General features: G+C 62.2%; 20 protein-coding genes and 1 pseudogene. 6 read left to right on the top strand and 15 right to left on the bottom strand.

What is annotated here, in order from left to right; all coding sequences use genetic code 11:
- Positions 1 to 22: 22 nt before the first annotated feature.
- Positions 23 to 580: a hypothetical protein gene (locus tag GIB19_RS21865; RefSeq protein WP_027595679.1), complete on the bottom strand. Its 558-nt coding sequence runs from the start codon at positions 578 to 580 to the stop codon at positions 23 to 25.
- A gap of 46 nt (positions 581 to 626) precedes the next feature.
- The gene (locus tag GIB19_RS21860) at positions 627 to 1,382 is read right to left on the bottom strand and encodes a sulfite exporter TauE/SafE family protein (RefSeq protein WP_099453061.1); all 756 of its coding nucleotides are present in this window, start codon (positions 1,380 to 1,382) and stop codon (positions 627 to 629) included.
- Between the two features lie 97 nt (positions 1,383 to 1,479).
- Here GIB19_RS21860 and GIB19_RS21855 point away from each other — a divergent pair, with 97 nt between their 5' ends.
- From GIB19_RS21855 to leuA, 4 genes are all read left to right on the top strand, one after another.
- Positions 1,480 to 2,361 carry a LysR family transcriptional regulator gene (locus GIB19_RS21855; protein WP_274887944.1) on the top strand — a complete coding sequence of 294 codons (882 nt, stop codon included), beginning with the start codon at positions 1,480 to 1,482 and terminating at the stop codon, positions 2,359 to 2,361.
- A gap of 159 nt (positions 2,362 to 2,520) precedes the next feature.
- Positions 2,521 to 3,900, top strand: a complete 1,380-nt coding sequence (gene xseA / locus GIB19_RS21850) for an exodeoxyribonuclease VII large subunit (RefSeq protein WP_099428432.1) — start codon at positions 2,521 to 2,523, stop codon at positions 3,898 to 3,900.
- 3 nt (positions 3,901 to 3,903) lie between these two features.
- A complete protein-coding gene (locus GIB19_RS21845; RefSeq protein WP_274887943.1) occupies positions 3,904 to 4,731 on the top strand; it encodes a M23 family metallopeptidase in 828 nt (275 codons plus the stop codon).
- A gap of 413 nt (positions 4,732 to 5,144) precedes the next feature.
- A complete protein-coding gene (leuA, locus tag GIB19_RS21840; protein WP_085272692.1) occupies positions 5,145 to 6,818 on the top strand; it encodes a 2-isopropylmalate synthase in 1,674 nt (557 codons plus the stop codon).
- A 267-nt stretch (positions 6,819 to 7,085) separates the two neighbouring features.
- Here the strand turns inward: leuA and GIB19_RS21835 are convergent, their stop codons facing one another.
- Both GIB19_RS21835 and GIB19_RS21830 read right to left on the bottom strand, forming a co-directional pair.
- Entirely contained in the window at positions 7,086 to 7,613 is a 528-nt protein-coding gene (locus GIB19_RS21835; RefSeq protein ID WP_274887941.1) for a monalysin family beta-barrel pore-forming toxin, read from the bottom strand.
- Between the two features lie 22 nt (positions 7,614 to 7,635).
- On the bottom strand, positions 7,636 to 8,331 hold the full coding sequence (locus tag GIB19_RS21830; protein WP_099428429.1) for a monalysin family beta-barrel pore-forming toxin: 696 nt from the start codon (positions 8,329 to 8,331) through the stop codon (positions 7,636 to 7,638).
- Between the two features lie 341 nt (positions 8,332 to 8,672).
- Between GIB19_RS21830 and GIB19_RS28520 the strand changes: the two are divergent.
- Positions 8,673 to 8,914, top strand: a pseudogene (locus GIB19_RS28520) (transposase); the annotation flags it as partial.
- Between the two features lie 38 nt (positions 8,915 to 8,952).
- On the opposite strand, the gene GIB19_RS21815 reads toward GIB19_RS28520, so the two are convergent.
- Genes GIB19_RS21815 through zwf form a run of 3 tightly spaced genes read right to left on the bottom strand, consistent with a single transcriptional unit; the run spans position 8,953 to position 11,820 of the window.
- The gene (locus GIB19_RS21815; RefSeq protein WP_027595673.1) at positions 8,953 to 9,633 is read right to left on the bottom strand and encodes a bifunctional 4-hydroxy-2-oxoglutarate aldolase/2-dehydro-3-deoxy-phosphogluconate aldolase; all 681 of its coding nucleotides are present in this window, start codon (positions 9,631 to 9,633) and stop codon (positions 8,953 to 8,955) included.
- 17 nt (positions 9,634 to 9,650) lie between these two features.
- Positions 9,651 to 10,364: a 6-phosphogluconolactonase gene (gene pgl, locus GIB19_RS21810; protein ID WP_274887938.1), complete on the bottom strand. Its 714-nt coding sequence runs from the start codon at positions 10,362 to 10,364 to the stop codon at positions 9,651 to 9,653.
- Entirely contained in the window at positions 10,351 to 11,820 is a 1,470-nt protein-coding gene (gene zwf, locus GIB19_RS21805) for a glucose-6-phosphate dehydrogenase (protein ID WP_027595671.1), read from the bottom strand. The genes pgl and zwf overlap by 14 nt, the downstream gene beginning before the upstream one ends.
- Before the next feature lie 211 nt (positions 11,821 to 12,031).
- Here zwf and hexR point away from each other — a divergent pair, with 211 nt between their 5' ends.
- The gene (hexR, locus tag GIB19_RS21800) at positions 12,032 to 12,895 is read left to right on the top strand and encodes a DNA-binding transcriptional regulator HexR (protein ID WP_172960401.1); all 864 of its coding nucleotides are present in this window, start codon (positions 12,032 to 12,034) and stop codon (positions 12,893 to 12,895) included.
- Here hexR and GIB19_RS21795 read toward each other — a convergent pair.
- The 8 genes from GIB19_RS21795 to gltR all read right to left on the bottom strand — a co-directional run bounded on the left by GIB19_RS21795 (position 12,888) and on the right by gltR (position 21,931).
- The gene (locus GIB19_RS21795) at positions 12,888 to 13,742 is read right to left on the bottom strand and encodes a D-hexose-6-phosphate mutarotase (protein WP_027595669.1); all 855 of its coding nucleotides are present in this window, start codon (positions 13,740 to 13,742) and stop codon (positions 12,888 to 12,890) included. The genes hexR and GIB19_RS21795 overlap by 8 nt on opposite strands.
- Before the next feature lie 117 nt (positions 13,743 to 13,859).
- A complete protein-coding gene (locus GIB19_RS21790; RefSeq protein ID WP_238210281.1) occupies positions 13,860 to 15,203 on the bottom strand; it encodes a carbohydrate porin in 1,344 nt (447 codons plus the stop codon).
- A 41-nt stretch (positions 15,204 to 15,244) separates the two neighbouring features.
- Positions 15,245 to 16,399, bottom strand: coding sequence for an ABC transporter ATP-binding protein (locus GIB19_RS21785; protein WP_099428425.1), 1,155 nt, complete (start codon positions 16,397 to 16,399; stop codon positions 15,245 to 15,247).
- A gap of 3 nt (positions 16,400 to 16,402) precedes the next feature.
- Positions 16,403 to 17,248 carry a carbohydrate ABC transporter permease gene (locus tag GIB19_RS21780; protein WP_099428424.1) on the bottom strand — a complete coding sequence of 282 codons (846 nt, stop codon included), beginning with the start codon at positions 17,246 to 17,248 and terminating at the stop codon, positions 16,403 to 16,405.
- Positions 17,241 to 18,149, bottom strand: a complete 909-nt coding sequence (locus tag GIB19_RS21775) for a carbohydrate ABC transporter permease (RefSeq protein ID WP_027595665.1) — start codon at positions 18,147 to 18,149, stop codon at positions 17,241 to 17,243. Before GIB19_RS21775 ends, GIB19_RS21780 begins: the two co-directional genes overlap by 8 nt.
- 189 nt (positions 18,150 to 18,338) lie before the next feature.
- Positions 18,339 to 19,625 (bottom strand): ABC transporter substrate-binding protein, encoded by a 1,287-nt coding sequence (locus GIB19_RS21770; protein ID WP_274887937.1) that lies wholly within the window; start codon positions 19,623 to 19,625, stop codon positions 18,339 to 18,341.
- Positions 19,626 to 19,770: 145 nt separating this feature from the next.
- Positions 19,771 to 21,225 carry an ATP-binding protein gene (locus GIB19_RS21765; RefSeq protein ID WP_027595663.1) on the bottom strand — a complete coding sequence of 485 codons (1,455 nt, stop codon included), beginning with the start codon at positions 21,223 to 21,225 and terminating at the stop codon, positions 19,771 to 19,773.
- On the bottom strand, positions 21,206 to 21,931 hold the full coding sequence (gltR, locus tag GIB19_RS21760) for a two-component system response regulator GltR (protein WP_258703671.1): 726 nt from the start codon (positions 21,929 to 21,931) through the stop codon (positions 21,206 to 21,208). Before gltR ends, GIB19_RS21765 begins: the two co-directional genes overlap by 20 nt.
- Positions 21,932 to 22,101: the final 170 nt, after the last annotated feature.

The raw sequence follows: 22,101 nt of genomic DNA, 5'->3' as shown, positions 1-22,101 counted from the left end.
AATGCAAAATAAGGGCCTTCGGTCAGCGTTCTGGCAGTTTTACCTGCACGACCGCCACTGGCTGGTCGAGCCAGTCGGCGAAGCTGTCGAGAAAGGCCTGGGTGAACCCGGCCTCGCCCCAGTTGTTGAAGATGAACCCCAGGTTGGAAAAGGCACATGGCTGCAGGTAAAGAAAGCCATTGATGTCGTCTTCGAAGCCGCACAACGGGCAGGTGAAGTTGTCACTGACCCCTGGCATCCACTCTTCGAGGCTCTCGAACAGCGGCTCGCCGACTTCACGGCGGCACTCCGGGCAGCCAGCTTCTTCGAGAAAACCGTCGGTCGGGGTATAGATGCAGCGCTTGAGCATGATCTCGAGGCCGCTGGCCTGCTCACCGAAGGGCAGTTTCTCGGGGTGCAGGGCTACCTTGCGCGCACCTTCGGCCAAGGCATGGCCCATGCGGTTTCCGGTGCGGCCACAGGTGGTGAGTTGCTCTTCGACGATTTTCTCGCGCACCAGCCAGCGTACGATCGCCCGGGCGCGGGCCTCGTTGGCCGGAACGGTGGAAAGCTTGGGGACGATGATGCTCTGGGTGTTCATTAAGGAAGCAAACCTGCGAACTGCGGTAATGCCGCAATTCTACCGCTCACAGGCTCAGGTAGCGACCGATCATGGCCAAGCCACTGGCCAGCACCAGCCACGTGACCAGGCGAACAAAGGCCTCGCGGGACAGTTTCAGGGTCAGCCGGCGCCCTACCCACAAGCCGACGAACATCACCGGCAACAGGCAGGCAGCGAGCAACAACAGGCTGCTGTCGGCGTAGACCCCGGCGATCAGGAACAGCGACAGGCGCACCACCGTGCTGCAACTGATCAACGCACTCTGGGTAGCCCGCACCTGCTCTTTCGCCTCCAGACGAGCACTGAGGTACAGCGCATAAAGAAAACCACCGCTGCCGAACAACGCACCGAACAAGCCCCCTACCGTGCCCATGGGCACCGCCCAGAAGCCGGACAAGGTCGCGGGGCGCACCTTCACCGCCAGGTTATAGAACGCATAGGCACTGACGAACAAACCCATCAGCAACAGCAGCAGATCGGACTTGAGCCGCAACAGAAACACCACCCCCAGGGTGCACCCTATCGCCATGAAGGGCAGCAGACGCAGCAGCTCGCCGCGTACCACATCCCGGCGCGAAGGCAGCAAGTTGCCGAAGGCCGCCACGAAGTCCAGCAGCACCAACAGCGGGATGATCCGTGACAGCGGCATGAAGTGGATCAGCACCGGCGCCGCGACCAGCGCAGTGCCGAAACCGGCAATGCCGAAAACGATGTAGGCCAGGCCGACACCGAGCAGGATGGGCAGCCAATCGAGGCCGGAAAAGGACAATGAGGTGAGCATGGCGTGTGTTCCTGAGATGTTACGCAAAGGTTAGCCAGCCATGAGCCATGCCGACTAATATGCCTTTGCGCCATTACCCATCTCGAAAAGGCATGACATGACGTCGATCCGACAGTTGCGTTACTTCGTGGAAATTGCCGAGAGCGGCAGTTTCAGCGCCGCCGCCGAGCGGTTGTACATCGCCCAGTCGGCGCTGAGCCGGCAGATCAAGGAGCTGGAGCAGCACCTGGGCACGCCGTTGTTCGAACGCACTGCACGCCTGCCACGCTTGACGCTTGCCGGGGACGCCTTTTTGCAGCGTGCCCGCCGCTTGCTGGCTGACCTGGCACAGGCCGAGCGCATCACCCGCGACATGGGCGACGGCCTGCAAGGCAGCCTGCGCCTGAACCACTCCAGCACCGTGCCGCTGACCGGGCCACTGCTGGCTCGCTTGGGCACGTACTTGCAAGGCAACCCCGGGATTGCATTGGAGATTGCGCAGCAGTCCTCGGAGGCGCAATTGGAGGATATCGCCGCTGGGCGGCTGGATATCGGCCTGTTGCGGCTGCCGGTGCTGCGCCAGCATGAAGGCGTGGTGTTGCATGAGCTGTTCAGCGAGCCTTTGTTGCTGGCTGTCGCCGCCGGGCACCCCTTGGCTGAAGCGCCGGTCGTGCAACTGGAGCAGCTGCGTGGCGAGCGCTTCATTTCGATTCCTCACCGGGACCGCGGCGGGTTGAGCTATTTGTCGGCCTCGCTGTGCATGAATGCAGGGTTCTTTCCGCAGGCGGCCCAGGTGGTTTCACGCAAGACCACGCAGTTGCAGCTGATTCAGGCGGGGTTCGGGGTGGCGCTGTTGCCCGCATGCATGCGCGATATTGCGCCGGCATCGGTCAGGTTCGTGGCGCTGGGTGAGGTGTGTGAGAGTACGGTGGCACTGGCGTGTCGGCGGGATGCAGGGCTGATGGTGCGCCAGTTTTTGGCGGCGATGCAGGGGGTGTGATGGGGGCCTTGGTGCATGACCGGGGATTTTCGGCGGTGTTGAGATCGAGCGCCGCGCGGGCGGCGCTGGATCTCCCAGGCGCTAAAAATCCACCGCCCTACACCCGCACGCCCCCAACCCAATTCCCGCCACCCCCCGATGTCCTTTATGATGCCCGCCATGATCAGAGACCCTTTCGAACGACTCGGCCTGGACCGCGAGGTCCTCACCGTCAGCCAGCTCAACGGCCGCGCCCGGGTGCTGCTGGAAGACGTATTCCGCAGCGTCTGGGTGGAAGGCGAGATTTCCAACCTCGCCCGCCCGGCCTCCGGCCACATGTACTTCACCCTCAAGGACAGCGGCGCCCAGGTGCGCTGCGCGCTGTTCCGCCAGAACGCCACGCGGGTCCGCCAGGCCCTGCGTGATGGCCTAGCGGTGCGGGTGCGTGGCAAGGTCTCGCTGTTCGAGGGGCGTGGCGACTATCAGCTGATTCTCGACACCGTCGAACCGGCCGGGGATGGCGCCCTGCGCTTGGCGTTCGAGGCCTTGAAAGAAAAACTCGGCGCCGAGGGCCTGTTCAGCGCCGAGCGCAAAAAGCCGCTACCGGCCCACCCGCAGCGTATCGGCATCATCACCTCGCCCACCGGCGCGGTGATCCGCGACATCATCAGCGTATTCGGCCGCCGCGCCCCGCAGGTCGAACTGAACCTGATCCCGACGGCGGTACAGGGCCGCGAGTCCATCGCCCAGATCGTGCGCGCCGTACAACTGGCCGACAGCCTCGGTTTTGATGCGCTGATCCTGGCCCGTGGCGGCGGCTCACTGGAAGACCTGTGGAGCTTCAACGAGGAAGCCGTGGCACGTGCCGTGGCCGCCTGTGTCACGCCCATCGTCAGCGCCGTCGGCCATGAGACCGACGTGTCGATCTGCGATTTCGTCGCCGACGTACGCGCCCCAACGCCATCGGCCGCCGCCGAACTGCTGGCCCCCGACAACAGTGGCCTGCAGCAACGCCTCGACGGCCTGCAACGGCGCCTGCTGCTGCGCATGCAAAACCGCCTGAGCCACGACCGCCTGCGCGTAGAATCGCTGGCCCGACGCCTGCGCCATCCGGGTGAGCGCCTGCGCCAGCAAGCCCAGCGCCTGGACGACCTGGACATGCGCCTGCGCCGCGCCTTCCTGAACAACCTCAACCAGCGCCGCGAGCGCCTGGGGCGCCTCGACACGCGCCTGGCCGCGCAACACCCGGGCCGCACCCTGAAGCTGCTCAACCAGCGCCTGGACAGCCTCGCCGAACGCCTGCCCCGGGCCATGCGCGAGGTGCTCAAGGACCGTCGCCAGCGCTTCCAGGCACAACTGCAGACGCTGCAAGTGGTCAGCCCGCTGGCCACCCTCGCCCGCGGCTACAGCATCCTGCTCGATGAGCGTGGCCAGGCCATCCGCAGCGCCGAGCAAACCCACAACGGCCAGCGCCTGACCGCCCGCCTCAATGAAGGCGAACTGCAGGTGCGCGTCGAAGACAACCACCTGACGCCCGTCACCCTCTCACTACTGGACTGACTCATGCCCCGCTTGCTCGCGCCCCTGCTCGCCCTTTCCCTGCTGTTGCTGGCCAGCGGCGCCCAGGCCAGCTATATCACCCGTACCTTGAACAAACCGGTGCCCGGCGGCGTGGCGGTGGTCGATCTAGGCCCCGGCAGCGCAGCGCCGAGCGCGCGCTTTGACGGCAAGCCGGTGCTGGTGGTCAAGGAGCAGGACAACTGGCTGGCGATCGTCGGCATTCCGCTGACCCAGAAGCCCGGCACCGCGGTGTTGAGCCAAGGTGGCCGCAACCTGCCCTTCACAGTCGGCAGCAAGAACTACCCCGAGCAGCGCATCACCCTGAAGAACACGCGCCAGGTCAACCCAAACCCGGCCGACCTCAAGCGCATCGACCGCGAGCTGGCCGAGCAGATCAAGGCCTACCGCAGCTTCAGCCCGACCCTGCCGAGCAACCTGATCCTCGACAAACCGGTCAGCGGCCCGCTGTCGAGCAAGTTCGGCGTGCGCCGCTTCTTCAACGGCGAAGAGCGCAACCCGCATGCCGGGCTGGACTTCGCCGTACCGGCCGGCACGCCGATCAAGACCCCGGCCAACGGCAAGGTAATCCTGGTGGGTGATTACTTCTTCAACGGCCGCACGGTGTTCGTCGACCACGGCCAGGGCTTCATCAGCATGTTCTGCCACATGTCGAAGATCGATGTGCAGGTTGGCCAACAGCTGCGCCGAGGCGATGTGGTCGGGCGCGTGGGGTCGACCGGGCGGGCGACCGGGCCGCACATGCACTGGAATGTCAGCCTGAATGATGCTCGGGTCGATCCCGCTATCTTCATCGGCGCATTCCAGCCCTGAGATCGGCAGCGCCTGCTTCGCGGGTAAACCCGCTCCTACAGGGATCGCGAAACCCTGTGGGAGCGGGTTTACCCGCGAAGAGGCCGTCACAGTCGACATCACTTCCCCTCTGTTGCGCCATCGAAATATACCGCGCAACAATTCAAAGACCTGAATTAATTTTCAGCGATAAAATCTCGCCACTCAGCTTTTTTTGAGCATTCCTCTCAATTTTTTACGAACACTTGCCATCCCTCACCCCACTGGTTAGGGTTGAGGCATGAAAACCTTCAGCACCCTCATTCTGCTCCGACAACATCGCAGCCTCTGCCTGGTCAGTGCCCGACTACCAGGGTGAATCGCGTCGCCTCGCCTTTTCATCTCGTTATTGCTCGGCAGGCCCGATCTCGGCCGCATACAAAAGGATTGCTTCCATGACCATGCTCAAAGACCCTTCGAAGAAATACCGCGCGTTCCCGACCATCGACCTGCCTGACCGTACCTGGCCGTCGAAAACCATCACTGCAGCGCCGATCTGGTGCAGCTCCGACCTGCGTGATGGCAACCAGTCGCTGATCGAGCCGATGGATTCGGAGAAGAAGCTGCGTTTCTGGAAGACCCTGGTGCAGGTTGGCGTGAAGGAAATCGAAGCCTCGTTCCCGTCCGCTTCGCAAACCGATTTCGACTTCGTGCGCACCCTGATCGAAGACGGCCACATCCCGGACGACACCACCATCCAGGTGCTGACCCAGGCCCGTGAGGACCTCATCGCCCGTACGTTCGAATCGCTGCGCGGCGCCAAGAAGGCCATCGTCCACCTGTACAACGCCACCAGCCCGTCGTTCCGCCGCATTGTCTTCAACCAGGACAAGCAAGGCGTGAAAGACATCGCGGTGAACGCGGCCAAACTGTTCGTCAAGTATGCCGCCCAGCAGCCGGAAACCCAGTGGACCTTCCAGTACTCGCCTGAAACCTTCAGCGCCACCGAGCTGGAGTTCGCCAAGGAAGTCTGCGACGCGGTCATCGAGGTGTGGAACCCGACCCCTGAGCACAAGCTGATCCTCAACCTGCCGGCCACCGTCGAAGTCGCCACGCCGAACATCTACGCCGACCAGATCGAGTGGTTCTGCCGCAACATCAGCCGCCGTGACAGCGTGATCATCAGCCTGCACTGCCACAACGACCGCGGCACCGGCATCGCCGCCACCGAATTGGGCCTGATGGCCGGCGCCGACCGCGCCGAAGGCTGCCTGTTCGGCAACGGCGAGCGTACCGGCAACGTCGACCTGGTGACCTTGGCACTGAACCTCTACACCCAGGGCATCGACCCGCAGCTGGACTTCTCCGACATCGACGGCGTGCGCAAAGTCGTCGAAGAGTGCAACCAACTGCCGGTGCACCCACGTCACCCGTACGTGGGCGACCTGGTTCACACCGCGTTCTCCGGCTCGCACCAGGACGCCATTCGCAAGGGCTTCGCCAAGCAACAGGAAGGCGAGCTGTGGGAAGTGCCCTACCTGCCGATCGACCCGGCCGACATCGGCCGCAGCTACGAAGCGGTCATCCGCGTCAACAGCCAGTCGGGCAAAGGCGGCATCACCTACCTGCTCGAGCAGGAATACGGCATCAGCCTGCCGCGCCGCATGCAGATCGAATTCAGCCAAGTGGTTCAGGGTGAAACCGACCGCCTCGGCCTGGAAATGACCGCCAAGCAGATCTACAGCCTGCTGCAGAAGGAATACCTCCAGGCCAACGCCCCGTATGCGCTGGTCAGCCACCGCCTGCAGGAAGAAAACGGCCACAGCGCCGTGGAAGTGGAAGTCGCCGGCGAAGGCGAAACCACCCTGCACTGGCGCGGCAAGGGCAATGGCGCCCTGGAAGCCCTGGTGGCCGGCCTGCCGATCGCCGTAGAAATCATGGACTACAACGAGCACGCCATTGGCGCTGGCACCAATGCCAAGGCAGCAGCGTACATCGAGCTGCGCGTGGCCGGTGGCCGCCCGGTTCATGGTGTGGGCATCGATGAAAACATCACCACAGCCAGCTTCAAGGCGTTGTTCAGCGCGCTTAACCGCTCGCTGAGCCAGCAGGAAGCCAAAGCGGCCTGATGTGCTTTGTGAAGAAACCGCACCCAGCGTGCGGTTTCTTTTACAGCACCAACCTCACTCAGTATCGGCTGCCAGGTGTATGGTACGCGCCGTAGTTAAATATCCATCGGCCACTATTTCCAGGGAAGTTGTGCCCCTTCATCAAGGCGGCTTCTTGTATCTCACTCCACCCTAATGGCTTCACCGAGTTCGCGCTGGCCACAGTGATAATGGAACTGGTTGCCATCGAGGTCAGAATACAAAGGTCTTCCCTGAATGCCTCACCGCCTATTTGTTTTGTCTTTGCATACTTGAAGAAATCTGCAAAACCCCCGCCCCCGTGACACAATGGGCATATACCAAATGCATCTGATAAAAGTTATAAATTCCAGGCCCTTCAATTTCAATTTTTCGGGAGCGGCCAGTTGACTTGCTGATTTCCTCAGTCGTACTAGACGTTAACTTCCCCCCCACCACACTGCCCAAAAAACCAGCACCTAGGTTGACTTCAGTTTCCATGGAAGAGGTGAATGCGTAACTGTATCCCTCCACAATGGAAACTTCCTCTACATGAGTAACGCTACTGGGTACCCGCGCCATCCCCAGGTACTCAAGATAGGCCAAGATCGGCGTACTGTAGGTGCCCCAGTTCTGATTCCCGAGATACATATCCCCATAGACCGTATCGCCAAAAATCCAGCAGCCAGCATTGACTTTTCCATCACCTCCATACAAATGTTTCTCAATGTCGTAAAGCCCACGCTTGTGCGGAAAATTATCAATCTGCCTGATCATTTCTTTATCAATAAAGCTCATGCAACATCTCCAGCACGCTTATTCAAATGTAACGATTGAATTTCTCAATCTGCCCGACATCAGCGAACGACGTCATATCGAAAGCTGATTCCTGCAGTAGCTTCTGCTTTACTGCACTCCACGGCTCAGGCTCGACGCTATCCTCAAGCTTGACTGCCAAGAGCCGGTCGAAGCCAAGGGACGACAGCATGATCCGTTGGCTATCAACGCTATGAAATGCCTCAGATAGCGTGTGACTGCCCTGAATTTTTTGTAATGACTTACCCACTGCACAATGGGCATACACCATGTGCATTTGATAGATAGAGAAGTGCCCCGCTCCGCTCAGAGGAATGTCCTTGAAACAAGTACTTGGCTTCGCCCACAGTTTGCGCGGAGATACACCACACACAATGCCCGACAGGGCATTGACTCGATCGATGCCCGGACTGACTTTGAAGCTCCCCACCACTTCGGAATAAAACCAGCTACTGAAACCGCACTGATAGGGTTGGCGATGAACACTCCCCCCCGAGGCGGTGCCTTGCACCATCTCACAATGCGCCAGATACGCATAAACCGGCCGAGTGAAGCACTCCAGTGACTTTCCGTGAACGTGTATAGCGCCTAGAACCGTATCACCGCCTACAAAAACTCCAGACTCGCCTACACTCAAGGAGTAAAGACTTCGCTCTATTTCATACGACCCTTTAAATCTTACTGATGCGTAATCACTCATTACTGACGCTCCGCGATCAAAATTGGCGTATCATCATAGCCATCACTTTATGGCATAAGTAATTAGGAAAGAGTTCTCACCCCGTTCAAATAAGCTCCATGAGCAGAGGGCTGACTGCATTAAGATTGAAAGCATCAATGCACTGCACAACAGCAGACATTAAAGCGTTCTTCACTGAATACTGGAAAAGTGCGGCTGCGATTGATTTCTCGCAGGGAAATAGGTGTAGACCACTAAGTCGCTGTCACAGCATCTTCAGCCAAGATGCTGCTTAACACTTAAAAAAGGTTCTTCACGGAATCCCGGGAAAGACAGAAACAAGAACGGCGGCTTGATAGATGATGATTAACTGGGTTCGAGTGGATGAGGCCAACCGCCTGCGGCATGACAAACTTCCACGTAAGCTCATCAAGCAAGCGCAGTGGCATGGCTTGCTGATGGAAGTGCGTTACCGGCACTGAAGCAGTTTGCTAAACGACGGAGGGGCTACTGGCGCGGCATCCTGAGCAGGGTGCGTTTGCCCATGCACACTGGACAGCTAGAAGGGATTAACAACCGGATCAAGGTAAAAAAAAAGGGCGCCGACCAAGCGCCCCATAAGCCGTAAAGCACACAACAAATTCAGTTAGCGTCCAACAACGCCATCGCCTCGGCACTGCACGCCTCGATCCGCGCCCAGTCACCGTTCTTGATCCAGCTGCTATCAAGCATCCAGGTGCCACCCACGCACATCACGTTGGGCAGCGCCATGTAGTTGCGCACATTGGCCGGGTTTACCCCGCCGGTCGGGCAGAAGCGAATGTCGCCAAACGGGCCGCCAAACGCCTTGATCGCCGCCACGCCACCGCTGATTTCCGCCGGGAACAGCTTGAACCGGCGATAGCCCAAGGCGTAGCCCATCATGATCTCGGACGGCGTACTGATACCCGGCAGCAGCGGGATATCGCTTTGCACACCGGCTTCGAGAATGTCCTGGGTGATGCCCGGGGTGACCACGAACTGCGCGCCAGCCGCTTCGACTGCCGCGAACATGCTGCGATCGAGCACAGTACCGGCACCAATACACAACTCTGGGCGCTGCTCGCGCAGCACCTGAATGGCCTTCAGGCCGTGCTGGGAACGCAGGGTCACCTCAAGGGTACGAATGCCGCCCGCAGCCAAGGCGTCGGCCAGCGGCAGGATGTCTTCCTCACGGGCGATGGTGATCACCGGCAGGATGCGCGCCTTGTCGCAGATCGCGTCGATCCGGGCGGCTTTGTCGGCCATCGAGAGCAGAGTCTGTGGGCGTTCAAGGGTGGTCATGACAGTGGATCCTTGGCTCATGGGCACCAGTAGATGTCCAGGGGGTCGTGAAGAAAGGCGCGTATCGGCATTTCGGTAAGGTCTTCGCCAGCCAGCGCGGCGCGCAGGGTAGCGAGTTTGCCCTGGCCTTGCACAGACAGTGCGGTAAACGCGGCACTGGCCAGCAAGGCGCGGGTCATCGACAGGCGCTGGTGTGGCACGCTGGGCGCCAGCATCGGCAGGCAGCGACGGGAGCTGTTTGGGGCCAGGCCTTCGTCCAGGTTGGGGCTTTTCGGGAACAGCGAGGCGGTATGGCCATCGTCACCCATGCCCAGCACCAACACATCGATGGCGGGCAGGTCTGCCAGCGCCTGGTCGGCGTTGGCGGCGGCGCGTTCAAGATTTTCGGCCTGCTGATACAGGCCCATGAAGCGTGCTTTGGCGGCCGCGCCCTTGAGCAGGTGGCGGGCCAGCAGGCCGGCATTGCTGTCAGCATGTTCCACCGGCACCCACCGTTCATCCGCCAGGCTCACGGTGACCTTCGACCAGTCCAGCGCCTCGGCGGCCAAGCGCTCGAGAAACGGCACCGGGCTGCGCCCACCGGACAACACCACGCAGGCCTGGCCTTTGGCGGCAATTGCCGCCCGCAGGCGCTCGGCCACATCCCGGGCCAGCGTTGCGGCCAAGGTCTTGGCATCCGCCAGTTCGTGCGCCTTCACCGCCGCCGGCAGTTGCAGTTCAGATATCGCCATACCACGCCCTCCCATCTCGTGTGATCAGTGCAATCGAGCTCATCGGCCCCCAGGAGCCCGCCGCGTAAGGCTTGGGCGCATCACCTGCGCTTTGCCAGCCGGCGATCAACTGGTCGCACCATTTCCAGGCATATTCGATTTCATCCTTGCGCACGAACAGGTTCTGGTTGCCGCGCATCACCTCGAGCAACAGGCGTTCGTAGGCATCCGGAATCCGCGCGCTGCGCCAGGCATCGGAAAAATTCAGCTGCAACGGGCCGCTGCGCAGTTGCATGCCCTTGTCCAGGCCTTGCTCCTTGGTCATCACCCTTAAAGAAATACCTTCGTCCGGTTGCAGGCGGATGATCAGCTTGTTACCCACCTGCAAACGTTGTTCCGGGGCGAAGATGTAGTGCGGTGTTTCCTTGAAGTGGATGACGATCTGCGACAGCTTCTGCGGCATGCGCTTGCCGGTGCGCAGGTAGAACGGCACGCCCGACCAGCGCCAGTTGCGGATGTCGGCGCGCAGGGCAACGAACGTCTCGGTGTCGCTCTGCGCGTTGGCGTTGTCTTCTTCCAGGTAACCGGGCACCGGTTTGCCGTCGCTGTAACCGGCAATGTACTGGCCACGCACCACACGGGTGCTCAGCCCTTCGCCGGTGATCGGTGCCAGGGCCTTGAGCACCTTGACCTTCTCGTCGCGAATGCTGTCGGCTGAAAGTTCGCTGGGCGGGTCCATGGCGATCAGGCACAACAGCTGCAGCAGGTGGTTCTGGATCATGTCACGCAGCTGGCCGGCCTTGTCGAAATAGCCCCAGCGGCCTTCGATGCCGACCTTTTCGGCGACAGTGATCTCCACATGGGAGATCGAATTCTGGTTCCACTGGGTTTCGAACAGGCTGTTGGCAAAGCGCAGCGCGATCAGGTTCTGCACCGTCTCCTTGCCCAGGTAGTGGTCGATGCGGTACACCCGGTTCTCGGGGAAGAACCGTGCCACGGCATCGTTGACCCGGCGCGACGACTCCAGGTCGTGGCCGATCGGCTTTTCCAGCACCACCCGGGTACGGGAGGCCAGGCCGGCTCTGTCGAGGTTCTCGCAGATGGCGCCATAAACGGCTGCCGCCGTGGCGAAATAGGCAATCAAGGGCAACTCGCCCGGCAATTGCTCAGCCAGCGCCTGGTAGCCCTCGGGCTGGAGAAAATCCAGGTGCTGGTAGCTCAGCCGGCCGAGGAAGCGGCCCAGTGTCGCGGGCTCGAGGTCGGCGTCAGGGACATGCCGGCGCAAATGCGCTTCGATGGTGTTCAGGTGTTCCTGCGCACTGCCGCTCTCGCGGGCCAGCGCCAACAGACGCGTGTCCGGGTGCAGCAGGTCGGCGCGGTCGAGCTGGTAGAGCGCAGGAAACAGCTTGCGCAATGCCAGGTCGCCCAGGGCGCCAAACAGGGCAAAGGTGCAAGGTTCGACACTGATCGCAGCCATGATGTTGGTTCTTTCCTAAAGTTGGTCTAGGAATACCGCTTTCACATACGGTTTTCAAGGGGTAATGTAGTAAAACTAACAACATTACCGACGAGTATTACAGACAAGTGGTGCGCCACACGCACCGACAGTACGATAGACGACCGTGCAAAAGGCCTGCTGCTCCGTCAGCCGGCTGTCTTCCCGACCCAAGGACACACCCATGGACCGCGTGCGAAACCTCCTGGAACAGATCCAGGGACGCCTCGACGAGCTGAACAAGGCCGAACGCAAAGTCGCCGAAGTCATCCTGCTCAACCCACAACAAGCCACCCGGTTCAGCATTGCTGCGCTGGCCCAGGCGGCCAAGGTCAGCGAACCGACCGTCAACCGCTTCTGCCGTTCGTTCGGCGTCAGCGGCTACCCCGAGCTCAAGCTGCAACTGGCGCAGAGCCTGGCCAGTGGCGCTGCCTATGTCAGCCGCGCGGTCGAGGCCGACGACGACCCTGCCGCCTACACCCAGAAGATTTTCGGCAGCGCCATCGCCTCGCTCGACAGTGCCTGCCAGCAACTCGACCCGCAGCAGGTCAGCCGCGCCGTGGACATGATGATCCAGGCCCGGCAGATCCACTTCTTCGGCCTGGGTGCCTCTGCCCCCGTGGCGCTGGACGCCCAGCACAAGTTCTTCCGCTTCAACCTGGCGGTGTCGGCCCACGCCGACGTGTTGATGCAACGCATGCTGGCCTCGGTGGCCCACACCGGCGACCTGTTCGTGATCATCTCCTACACCGGCCGCACCCGTGAGCTGGTCGAGGTGGCACGCGTGGCCCGCGAAAACGGCGCCTCGGTACTGGGCCTGACCGCTGCCGGCTCGCCGCTGGCCCAGGCCTGCAGCCTGAGCCTGCACATTCCGTTGCCAGAAGACACCGACATCTACATGCCGATGACCTCGCGGATCATCCAGTTGACCGTGCTCGACGTGCTGGCCACCGGCATGACCCTGCGCCGCGGCGTGGACTTCCAGCCGCACCTGCGCAAGATCAAGGAAAGCCTCAACGCCAGCCGCTACCCGATCGAGGACGACGAGCTCAACTGAGCCGGTGCGCCTGCAAACGCAAGTGGGCACGCTGCCCCGGGGCCAGGCTGAGGCCCTCGCCGCTGCCGCTGGCGGCTTCGACACAGACAAAGCCCAGGCACTCGCGACCGCTCACGCCCATCAGCGGGCGATTGCCCGGGTGCCAGACCACGGTATCGTCGCTGTCACCGGTATCGATGCACAGCTCCCGCTGCCAGGCCGGGTCCTGTAGCTGCACCCGCGGGGTGCCCGGGTACACTTTTTGGCAGCCGCCCTTGAGCTTCAGCGCGCCATCTTCGCGGCAGGCCTGGCGGTTCAGGCGGTCGTAACCTTCGATGTCCTCGAGCCCAGACAGCGCTATCTCGGACACGTCACTGATACGCCAGTACGCCAGCAGCGCATGGCTCAGCTGGCAGGGTTCGCTGTCCTGGTGCTCGGTGCTCAGGCTCAGCTCCATACGGCTGCCCAGCCGCGCATGCAGGTCGACCTGCCAGTCGCACAGGTCCAACCGCCACTTCAGCGTCACACCCTCTTCATCCTCGCGGCTGTCCACCAGCTTCCAGTCGAGCAGGCGCGCCCAGCCATGGGCCGGCCACAAGTCTTCGCTGGGGTGGCGGCCATACCAGGGCCAGCACACTGGCACCCCGCCACGAATGGCGCCCACTTGCGGCCACTGTTCGGCGCACCACAGCCAGGGCCGTTCGCCGGCCGGTTGAAAGTGCAGCAATTGCGCGCCCTGCCGGCTGAATACCGCCTGGCAACGGGGGTGGTCGATGATCAGCACATCGCGCTGCTGGTAACGCTCCCACTCGAACGTCGGCCGGGGCCGTTGCGAGGAAAAGAAGCGATGTAGCGGATGTTCGGGCATGGTTCAGAGCTCTTGTTGTTTGAGATAGCGCTGTCTCGGCCTATCCCCGACAACCACTGCAAGCCAGTGGATGCCGGGAGCCGAAAATGGATTGGCGTAAATTTACAACAAATGCCCTCAGAATGACGACTGAATCTTCAAGCCCGCGACCAGCGCGTTGTCCACCTCATCCACCCCACCGGGGCTTTTGATGTACTGAAGGTTCGGGCGCACGGTCAGCCAGTTGGTGACGTGGAAGCCGTAATAGAGCTCGGCGTTGTACTCGGTGCGCTGCAGCGGCACGAAGCCTGGGTTGTCGTAGTCGTTGATGCCACTCTGGCCATTGAGCAGCTCGGCGCGCTTCTTCACGTCGTCGTTGACGTGGATCCGCGCCACGCCAAAGCCTATGTCATCCTTGGGCCGAGCATCGAAGGCGCCCTTGTACACCAGGCCGACCTGCTGGTAGTTGTCGACCACGTTGGTGGCCTTGTCGTGCACGGTAAAGTTGGCGAACAGGCTGAGGCCACGGTTGACGTCACCGGCGTGGGCCGTGACCTGCTGCTGCGCCACCACCCACCAACCGTGCTTGCTCGAGTGCGACTTGAAAGCGGCGCCCGTCAGGGCCTGGGGGTTGCCATTGACGTCGTCGTACACGTCGTCGGCCTTGGCCGTGCTGTAGTAGTAACCCAGGCGGTATTCACCCGGTAGGCCATTAACCTTTGGCGACCACACCGCCTCCACCGGCAGGATCGCACCCTTGGTGCCGCTGCCGCTGAGTTTGAAGCCGTTGCCGGTTTCAAGGTTGGAGGGGTTTTGCTCGAAGGCGCCGACTTGGACGAAGAATTCCGGGGTGATGTTGTACTTGACCCGCAGCGCCCACTGGCTGACCGGCCAGTTGTACCAGATGCCACCCACCCAGTTGCCCACCTGCGAGCCGCAGAACGCCAGGTTCTGGAAGTCACAGGGGAAGCTGTTGAAGTCCTCGCCTTCGCCGAAGCGGCCGAACTTGACGTCCAGCGCCCCGTCGAAGTACTTCTGCTTGACCCACATCTGCGTCAGCCGCCAGGTCTGGCCGCGCCCCCACACTTCCTGCACCGAGCTGAACTGCCCGGCACGCGGGTCGCTGATGCGGTCGTTGGACAGGTTGCGGCCGCTGCGCTCGGTGATCGCCAATTTGAATTCGGCATCGTGCCAACCCAGGATCTTCTGCAAGTCCAAGTGCGCGCCAAGGGCAAACTGGTCGCTGTAGCGCGCCGTCTTGTCGTCGTTGTAGCCGCCGTTGAGGTTACCGGCCACTTCGCCGACGTAGTCGAGGGTAAAGTCGTAGCCTTTATCCAGCAGTTCGGTGCGGGTGCCGCCCCAGTCGCCGGTCATCCATTTTGACTCGCTGGAGAAAGCCTCGGCGGCCTGTGCCCCACTACTGCCCACCACGGCAAGCAAGGCCAATGAGCCCAAGGTCTTGATGCGATTGCGCTGTTCCATCCCTTTGCGTCCTCTTTTTTCTTATTGATGGTGTAGACGATTCAACGGCTCTTGAAGTGAGTCACGTTGTCCTTCACTGAAGCGTTGGCGGTGCTCACGTCCAGGCGCTCACCGCTGGCGGCATCGAACAGCAGCACCCGCGCCGGGTCGAACTGCAGGTTGAGGCTGTCGCCAACCCGGCACGCCACATCTGGGGCCAGGCGGCAGCAGACCTTGGTCTGGTTGAGGGTGACGAACACCAGCAGGTCAGGCCCGGTGGGCTCGGTCACCTGCACGTCGGCGCGAATGCCGGGCAGGCCGTTGCCCTCCCCCGCGCCCAGGGCGATCTGCTCGGGGCGGATGCCGAGGATGATCTCGCGCCCGTCCAATTCATCACTGGCCAGGCCCAAGGGCAGCTCACAGCGCGCTTGGCCGCTGTCGAGCAGCGCCAGCAGGCGCCCCTCTTGCCGGGCCAGACGAGCTGGGATGAAGTTCATCGGCGGCGAGCCGATGAAGCTGGCGACGAACTGGTTGGCCGGGTCGTTGTAGATCTGCTGCGGGGTGCCGAACTGCTGAATGATGCCGTCCTTCATCACTGCCACTTTGTCGCCCAGGGTCATGGCTTCGATCTGGTCGTGGGTGACATACACCGTGGTGGTCTTCAGGCGCTGGTGCATCAGTTTCATTTCGGTGCGCATCTCGACCCGCAGCTTGGCGTCTAGGTTGGAAAGCGGTTCGTCAAACAGGTAGATCTTCGGCCGCCGCGCCAGCGCCCGGCCCATGGCCACACGCTGCTGCTGGCCACCGGACAACTGCGCCGGCTTGCGCGCCAACAGGTGCTCGATCTGCAGCAGCTTGGCCACCCGCGCCACCTCTTCGTCGATGGCAGCCTGGGGCATCTTGCGAATCTTCAGGCCAAACTCGATGTTCTCGCGCACGCTCATGGTCGGGTACAGCGCGTAGGACTGGAACACCATGGCGATGTCCCGGTCCTTGGGGCTCATGCCGCTGACGTCCTGGTCATCGATGAGGATCGCGCCGCCGCTGATGTGCTCGAGGCCGGCGATGCAGTTCATCAAGGTCGACTTGCCACACCCCGAAGGGCCGACCAGGATCAGGAACTCGCCGTCCTTGATCGACAGCTGGATGTCCTTGAGGGTGTCCGGCAGGCCGCTGCCGTAGGTCTTGTTCACATTGCGAAGTTCTAGCGTTGCCATGACTTACCCCTTGACGGCGCCGGCGGTGAGGCCGCGGACGAAATACTTGCCTGCCACCACGTAGACCAGCAGGGTTGGCAGGCCGGCGATCATCGCCGCCGCCATGTCGACGTTGTATTCCTTGGCCCCGGTGCTGGTGTTGACCAGGTTATTGAGGGCCACGGTGATCGGTTGCGAGTCGCCGCTGGAGAACACCACGCCGAACAGGAAGTCGTTCCAGATCTGGGTGAACTGCCAGATCAGGCAGACCATGATGATCGGTGTCGACATCGGCAGGATGATGCGGCGGAAAATGGTGAAGAACCCGGCACCGTCCAGGCGCGCGGCCTTGACCAGCGCATCGGGGATGCTCACGTAGAAGTTGCGGAAGAACAGCGTGGTGAAGGCCAGGCCGTAGACCACGTGCACCAGCACCAGGCCACCGGTGGTGCTGGCCAGGCCGAGCTTGCCGAGGGTGAACGAGGCTGGCAGCAGCACGGTCTGGAACGGCAGGAAACAGCCGAACAACAGCAAACCGAAGAACAGCTGCGAACCACGGAAGCGCCACATCGACAACACATAGCCATTCAGCGCGCCAATGGCCGTGGAGATCAGCACCGCCGGTACGGTGATCAAGATCGAGTTCCAGAAGTAACCACTGACGGTACCCCAGGCCTTGACCCAGCCAATGCCGCTGACCACCGTCGGCCAGCTCAGCAGGTTGCCGGTGCTGATGTCTTCCGGGGTTTTGAAGCTGGTCAGCAGCATCACCACCAGCGGTACCAGGTACAGCACCACGGCAAGCAGCAGTACCGCGTGGATGGCCAGGCGGCCGAGGCTCAGCGCCGGTTTGTCGGCAGGGCTATGCATGGCGTTTGCTCCGCAGCTCCGAGTACAGGTATGGCACGAGGATCGCCAGGATCGCCCCGAGCATGAGGATGGCGCTGGCCGAGCCCATGCCCATCTGGCCGCGGCTGAAGGTGAACGAATACATGAACATCGCCGGCAGGTCGGAGGAGTACCCCGGGCCACCGGCGGTCATCGCCGCCACCAGGTCGAAGCTCTTGATGGCGATGTGCGAGAGGATCATCAGCGCACTGAAAAACACCGGGCGCAGGCTTGGCAGCACCACGGTCCAGTAGATGCGCGGCAGGCTGGCGCCATCCATCTGGGCGGCGCGGATGATCGACTGATCGACGCCACGCAGGCCGGCCAGGAACATTGCCATGATGAAGCCCGAGGCCTGCCATACCGCGGCGATCACCAGGCAGTACACCACCCGGTCAGGGTCGATCAGCCAGTCCAGGCGAAAACCTTCCCAGCCCCAGTCGCGCAGCAGTTTGTCCAGGCCCATGCCGGGGTTGAGCAGCCACTTCCAGGCGGTGCCGGTGACGATCATCGACAGGGCCATGGGGTACAGGTAAATAGTGCGGATGAAGCCTTCGCGGCGGATGCGCTGGTCCAGCAGCACCGCCAGCAACACGCCGATGGCCAGGCTGATGGCGATGAACAGGCCGCCGAACAGCAGCAGGTTTTTGCTCGCCACCCACCAGCGGTCGTTGTCGAACAGCCGCGCGTACTGCGCCAAACCCGCCCACTTGTAGGTGGGCAAGAACGTCGAGGTGGTGAACGACAGCACGAAGGTCCACAGGATGTAGCCGTAGAAGCCGACCAGGACGATGAACATGCTCGGTGCCAGTACCAGCTTGGGTAGCCAGCGCTGGAGAGCGTCCAGGGGTGAGGCCCGCAGTTGGGCGGTGGTTGTGGTCATAGATCACCTTAAAGGCGTTGCTCACTTGTGTAGGAGCGGCCTTGCGTCGCGAAAGGGCTGCGCAGCAGCCCCACGGGCAGCCTGCACGCTCTGTCGGGTTGTCTTTTTCTTGAGGGCCTGGGGCTGCTACGCAGCCCTTCGCGACGCAAGGCCGCTCCTACAAGAGCAATGCGCCTGATTTGGAATTGGCTATTGGGCGGCCTTGATCGCCGCTGCCAGCTTCTTCGCCGCGTCGGCCGGATCGGCCTTGGGGTCGTTGATGTAGTTGGTCACCACATCGAAGAAGGCGCCCTGCACGGCCAGCGTGGTGGCCATGTTGTGCGCCATGCTCGGCTGCAGGCCGCCGGTCTTGGCGTCAGCCAGGAAGTCCTTGGCCGAGGTCTGGGCGCAGGCGTCGAAGCCGTACGCGCCCATGTCGGCGAGCATGTCGTTACGCACCGGGATCGAGCCTTTGTTGGTGCTGAACACCTTCTGGAAGTCCGTACCCAGCACCTTCCTGGCGATGTCCTGCTGGCCGGCAGCCGTGCCGGGATCCTTCTGCTTGAACACCACCAGCGAGTCGATGTTGTACAGGAAGCCATTGCTCGTGCCGGGGAACGGCACGCACTGATAGTCTTTGCCCGCGACCTTGTTGGCCAAGGTCCACTCGCTCTTGGCCCAGTCACCCATGATCTGCATGCCGGCCTTGCCGTTGATGACCTTGTTCGCCTCCAGGTTCCAGTCCTGGCCTTTGCCGTCAGGGTCCATGTAGGTGGCGATCTTCTTCAGCTCGGTCAACGCCTTGATCATGTCCGGGCCGGTCAGTGTGGCGTTGTCCAAGTCGACCATGGCCTTCTTGTAACCTTCCACGCCCATCACCGAGAGCGCCACGCTTTCGAAGACAGTGCTGTCCTGCCACGGCTGGCCACCGTGGGCGAGCGGGATGAAGCCGGCCGCCTTGAGCTTGTCGGCAGCGGCGTAGAATTCGTCGAGGGTCGCGGGCGCTTTTTCGATGCCGGCCTTTTTGAAGACCTCAGGGTTGATCCACAGCCAGTTGGTGCGGTGGATGTTGACCGGCACCGCGACGTAGTCACCGTCGTACTTGACGACGTTAGCGACTTTCTGGTCGAGCAGGCTGTCCCATTTTTCGTCCTTGGCCACGTCCTTCAGCACGTCGCTGTCGAGCAGGCCGGTCGCGGCCCAGTCCTGGATATCGGGGCCTTTGATCTGCGCGACACCTGGCGGGTTGCCGGCCACCGCGCGGCTTTTCAGCACGGTCATGGCCGTGGCACCGCCACCGCCGGCAACTGCACCGTCCTTCCAGGTAAAACCATCTTTCGCGACTTGCGCCTTGAGCACATCGACAGCGGCCTTTTCACCGCCAGAGGTCCACCAGTGCACGACCTCGACATTGCCTTTGGCATCGGCAGCGAGGACGCTGAGCGGGAACAGAGAAGCGAGGGAAATCGCGGCAGCGAGACGGAGCGTGGAATTCATCGAAGCACCTTTCTTGTTGTTATGCCGTGCAAGTCGGTCGCTTGCGTTGCATGCAGTCTAAGCGGCGTGGCCGACGCGCCAGGTAACGAAGCGATGCGCGAATGTCATCGTTTGGTGACATTCGCGGGGATACCCGCACACACGCTCACTCCAGCCCTCGCGGCAGATACAACGTGACCCGCAAACCACCCTCGCGCAGGTTGAGCAAGCTCACTTCACCGCCATGGCTATGGGCGATGTTGCGCGCAATCCCCAAGCCCAACCCGTACCCCTGCTGCTGCCCGGCCAGCCTGAAGTGCGGCTCGAACACCTGCTCCATCTGCTGCTGCGGCACCCCCGGCCCGTGGTCATCGACCTGCAGGACAAAGCCCTCGGCGCTGTCGATGACCCGCAACCGCGCGCGCTCGCCGTACTTGATGGCGTTGTCGATCAGGTTGCCGATGCAGCGGCGCAACGCCAGCGGCTTGCCCGGGTAGGGCGCCAGCGCTTGGCCCTCCACCGTGATGCGGCCATCGCCAAGGTAAGGCTCAGCCAGGATGTCCAGCACCTGGTTAAGGTCGACCGGCTCGATGTTCTCGTGGATATCGGTGTCTTTCACACACTGCAACGCGCCTTTGACCAACAACTCCAGCTCATCCAGGTCCTGGCTGAACTTGGCCTGCAGGCGCTCGTCTTCCAGCAGTTCGACGCGCAGGCGCAAGCGCGTGATGGGCGTGCGCAGGTCATGGGAAATAGCGCTGAACAGCTGGCTGCGTTCGGTCAGGTAGCGGCTGATACGCTCGCGCATGCTGTTGAAGGCCCGGCCGACTTCAACCACCTCGCTGCCCCCGCCTTCGGCCACAGGGGCCACATCGGCGCCCAGCGACAACTCCCGCGCAGCGCGCGCCAGGCGCTTGAGTGGCCAGCTTTGCCAGTGCACCAACAGGCCGATGAACAGCAACAGCAAGGCGGTGGTGAGCACGATGAAACCGATCTGCTGGCGGGGCAGGCGCTCGGCCTCAAGGCCGGTGTAGGGCTCAGGCAGCAGCGAGGCGATGTACAGCCACTCACCCTCGCCCAGGCGGATCTGTGTCACCAGTACGGGTGGGTTGAGCGGCTCTAGGGTCAGCGAATAATGCGCCCACGAACGTGGCAGTTCATCGAGTTTCAGGCCACTGTTGAAAATGCGCAGGTCATCGGGGGCGACGAACGCCACGCTGACTTCCATCTGCGGCCCCAAGCGTTCGTGCAGCACCTGCTGGAACACCTCGATCACCGCCTGCTTGCGTGGGGTGACGGGCAGCACCGGCATGTCCAGCGGCTTGTCGTTGAGCGACACGAAAAAGCGCGTGCCACCCATGCTGCGCAGCTGGTCGAGCACCATCGGCCGGTAGGCCACGGGCAGCGAGCGGAAGTAGCTGACGCTGGCACTCATCGAATGGGCCAGGCTGCTGGCACTGGCGCGCAGGCCTTGCAGCTGGCTGGCACGCAATTGAGCGACCCAGATGACGCTGGACAAGCCTTGGGCCAGCAGCACCACCAGCAAGGTCAGCAGCAGCATGCGCCCCAGCAGCGAGCGCGGCAGCAGGCGCCAGCGCCGCTCAGGAAGCGCAGCAGACATGGGCAGCCAGCAGGTAACCACTGCCACGCACGGTGCGGATCAGCCGAGGTGGTTTTTCGGTGTCGCGCAGACGCTGGCGCAGGCGGCTGACCGCCATGTCGACGATACGGTCCAGCGGCATCGGTTCACGCCCCCGGGTGGCATTGCCGATGGTGTCGCGGTCGAGGATTTGCTGGGGGTGATCGAGAAACAGTTTCAGCAGGGCGAAATCGGCACCCGACAGGATCACCTCTTCGCCATCGCGGTGGAACAGGCGGTGGCTGACCGTGTCCAGGCGCCAGTCATCGAAGGCCAGCACGGCGCTGCTCGGCGCCGCCTGGCCGAACTCGGCACGGCGCAGCAAGGCCTTGATCCGTGCTTGCAGTTCACGCGGGCTGAACGGTTTGCCGAGGTAGTCGTCGGCGCCCAGCTCCAGGCCGATGACCCGGTCGGCTTCGTCAGAACTGGCGGTGAGCATGATGATCGGCACCCGCGCTTGACGCGGGTGTTGACGCACCCAGCGGCACAGGCTGAAGCCATCTTCATCGGGCAGCATCACATCGAGAATGACCAGGTCGCAGGGCGTGCTTTCCAGGGCCTGACGAAAGCCCCGCCCGTCGGCCTCGGCGTGTACCTGGAAGCCGGAGCGGCTCAGGTAGGTTTGCAGCAGTTCGCGGATTTCCTGGTCGTCGTCGACCATCAGGATCGATTTTCCGGCAGTGCTCAAGATGGTCCGTCCTCTTGTTGTGTGCAGGTCTTTTTGCCTGCTGTCGGGTATTGCCATTGGGGCTGCTTTGCAACCCTTCGCAGCACAAGGCTGCTCCTACAGGAACCACGCCATCAATGATCCAGCGCCATCCTGTACCAAGGGCAGCAAAGCGCCCCATCAATGATCCA

The sequence above is a fragment of the Pseudomonas sp. ITEM 17296 genome (assembly GCF_028895205.1).
Lineage (GTDB): Bacteria > Pseudomonadota > Gammaproteobacteria > Pseudomonadales > Pseudomonadaceae > Aquipseudomonas > Aquipseudomonas kermanshahensis.
The sequence above is the reverse complement of the archived record's forward strand: the minus strand, read 5'-3'. Positions and strand labels throughout refer to the sequence as shown.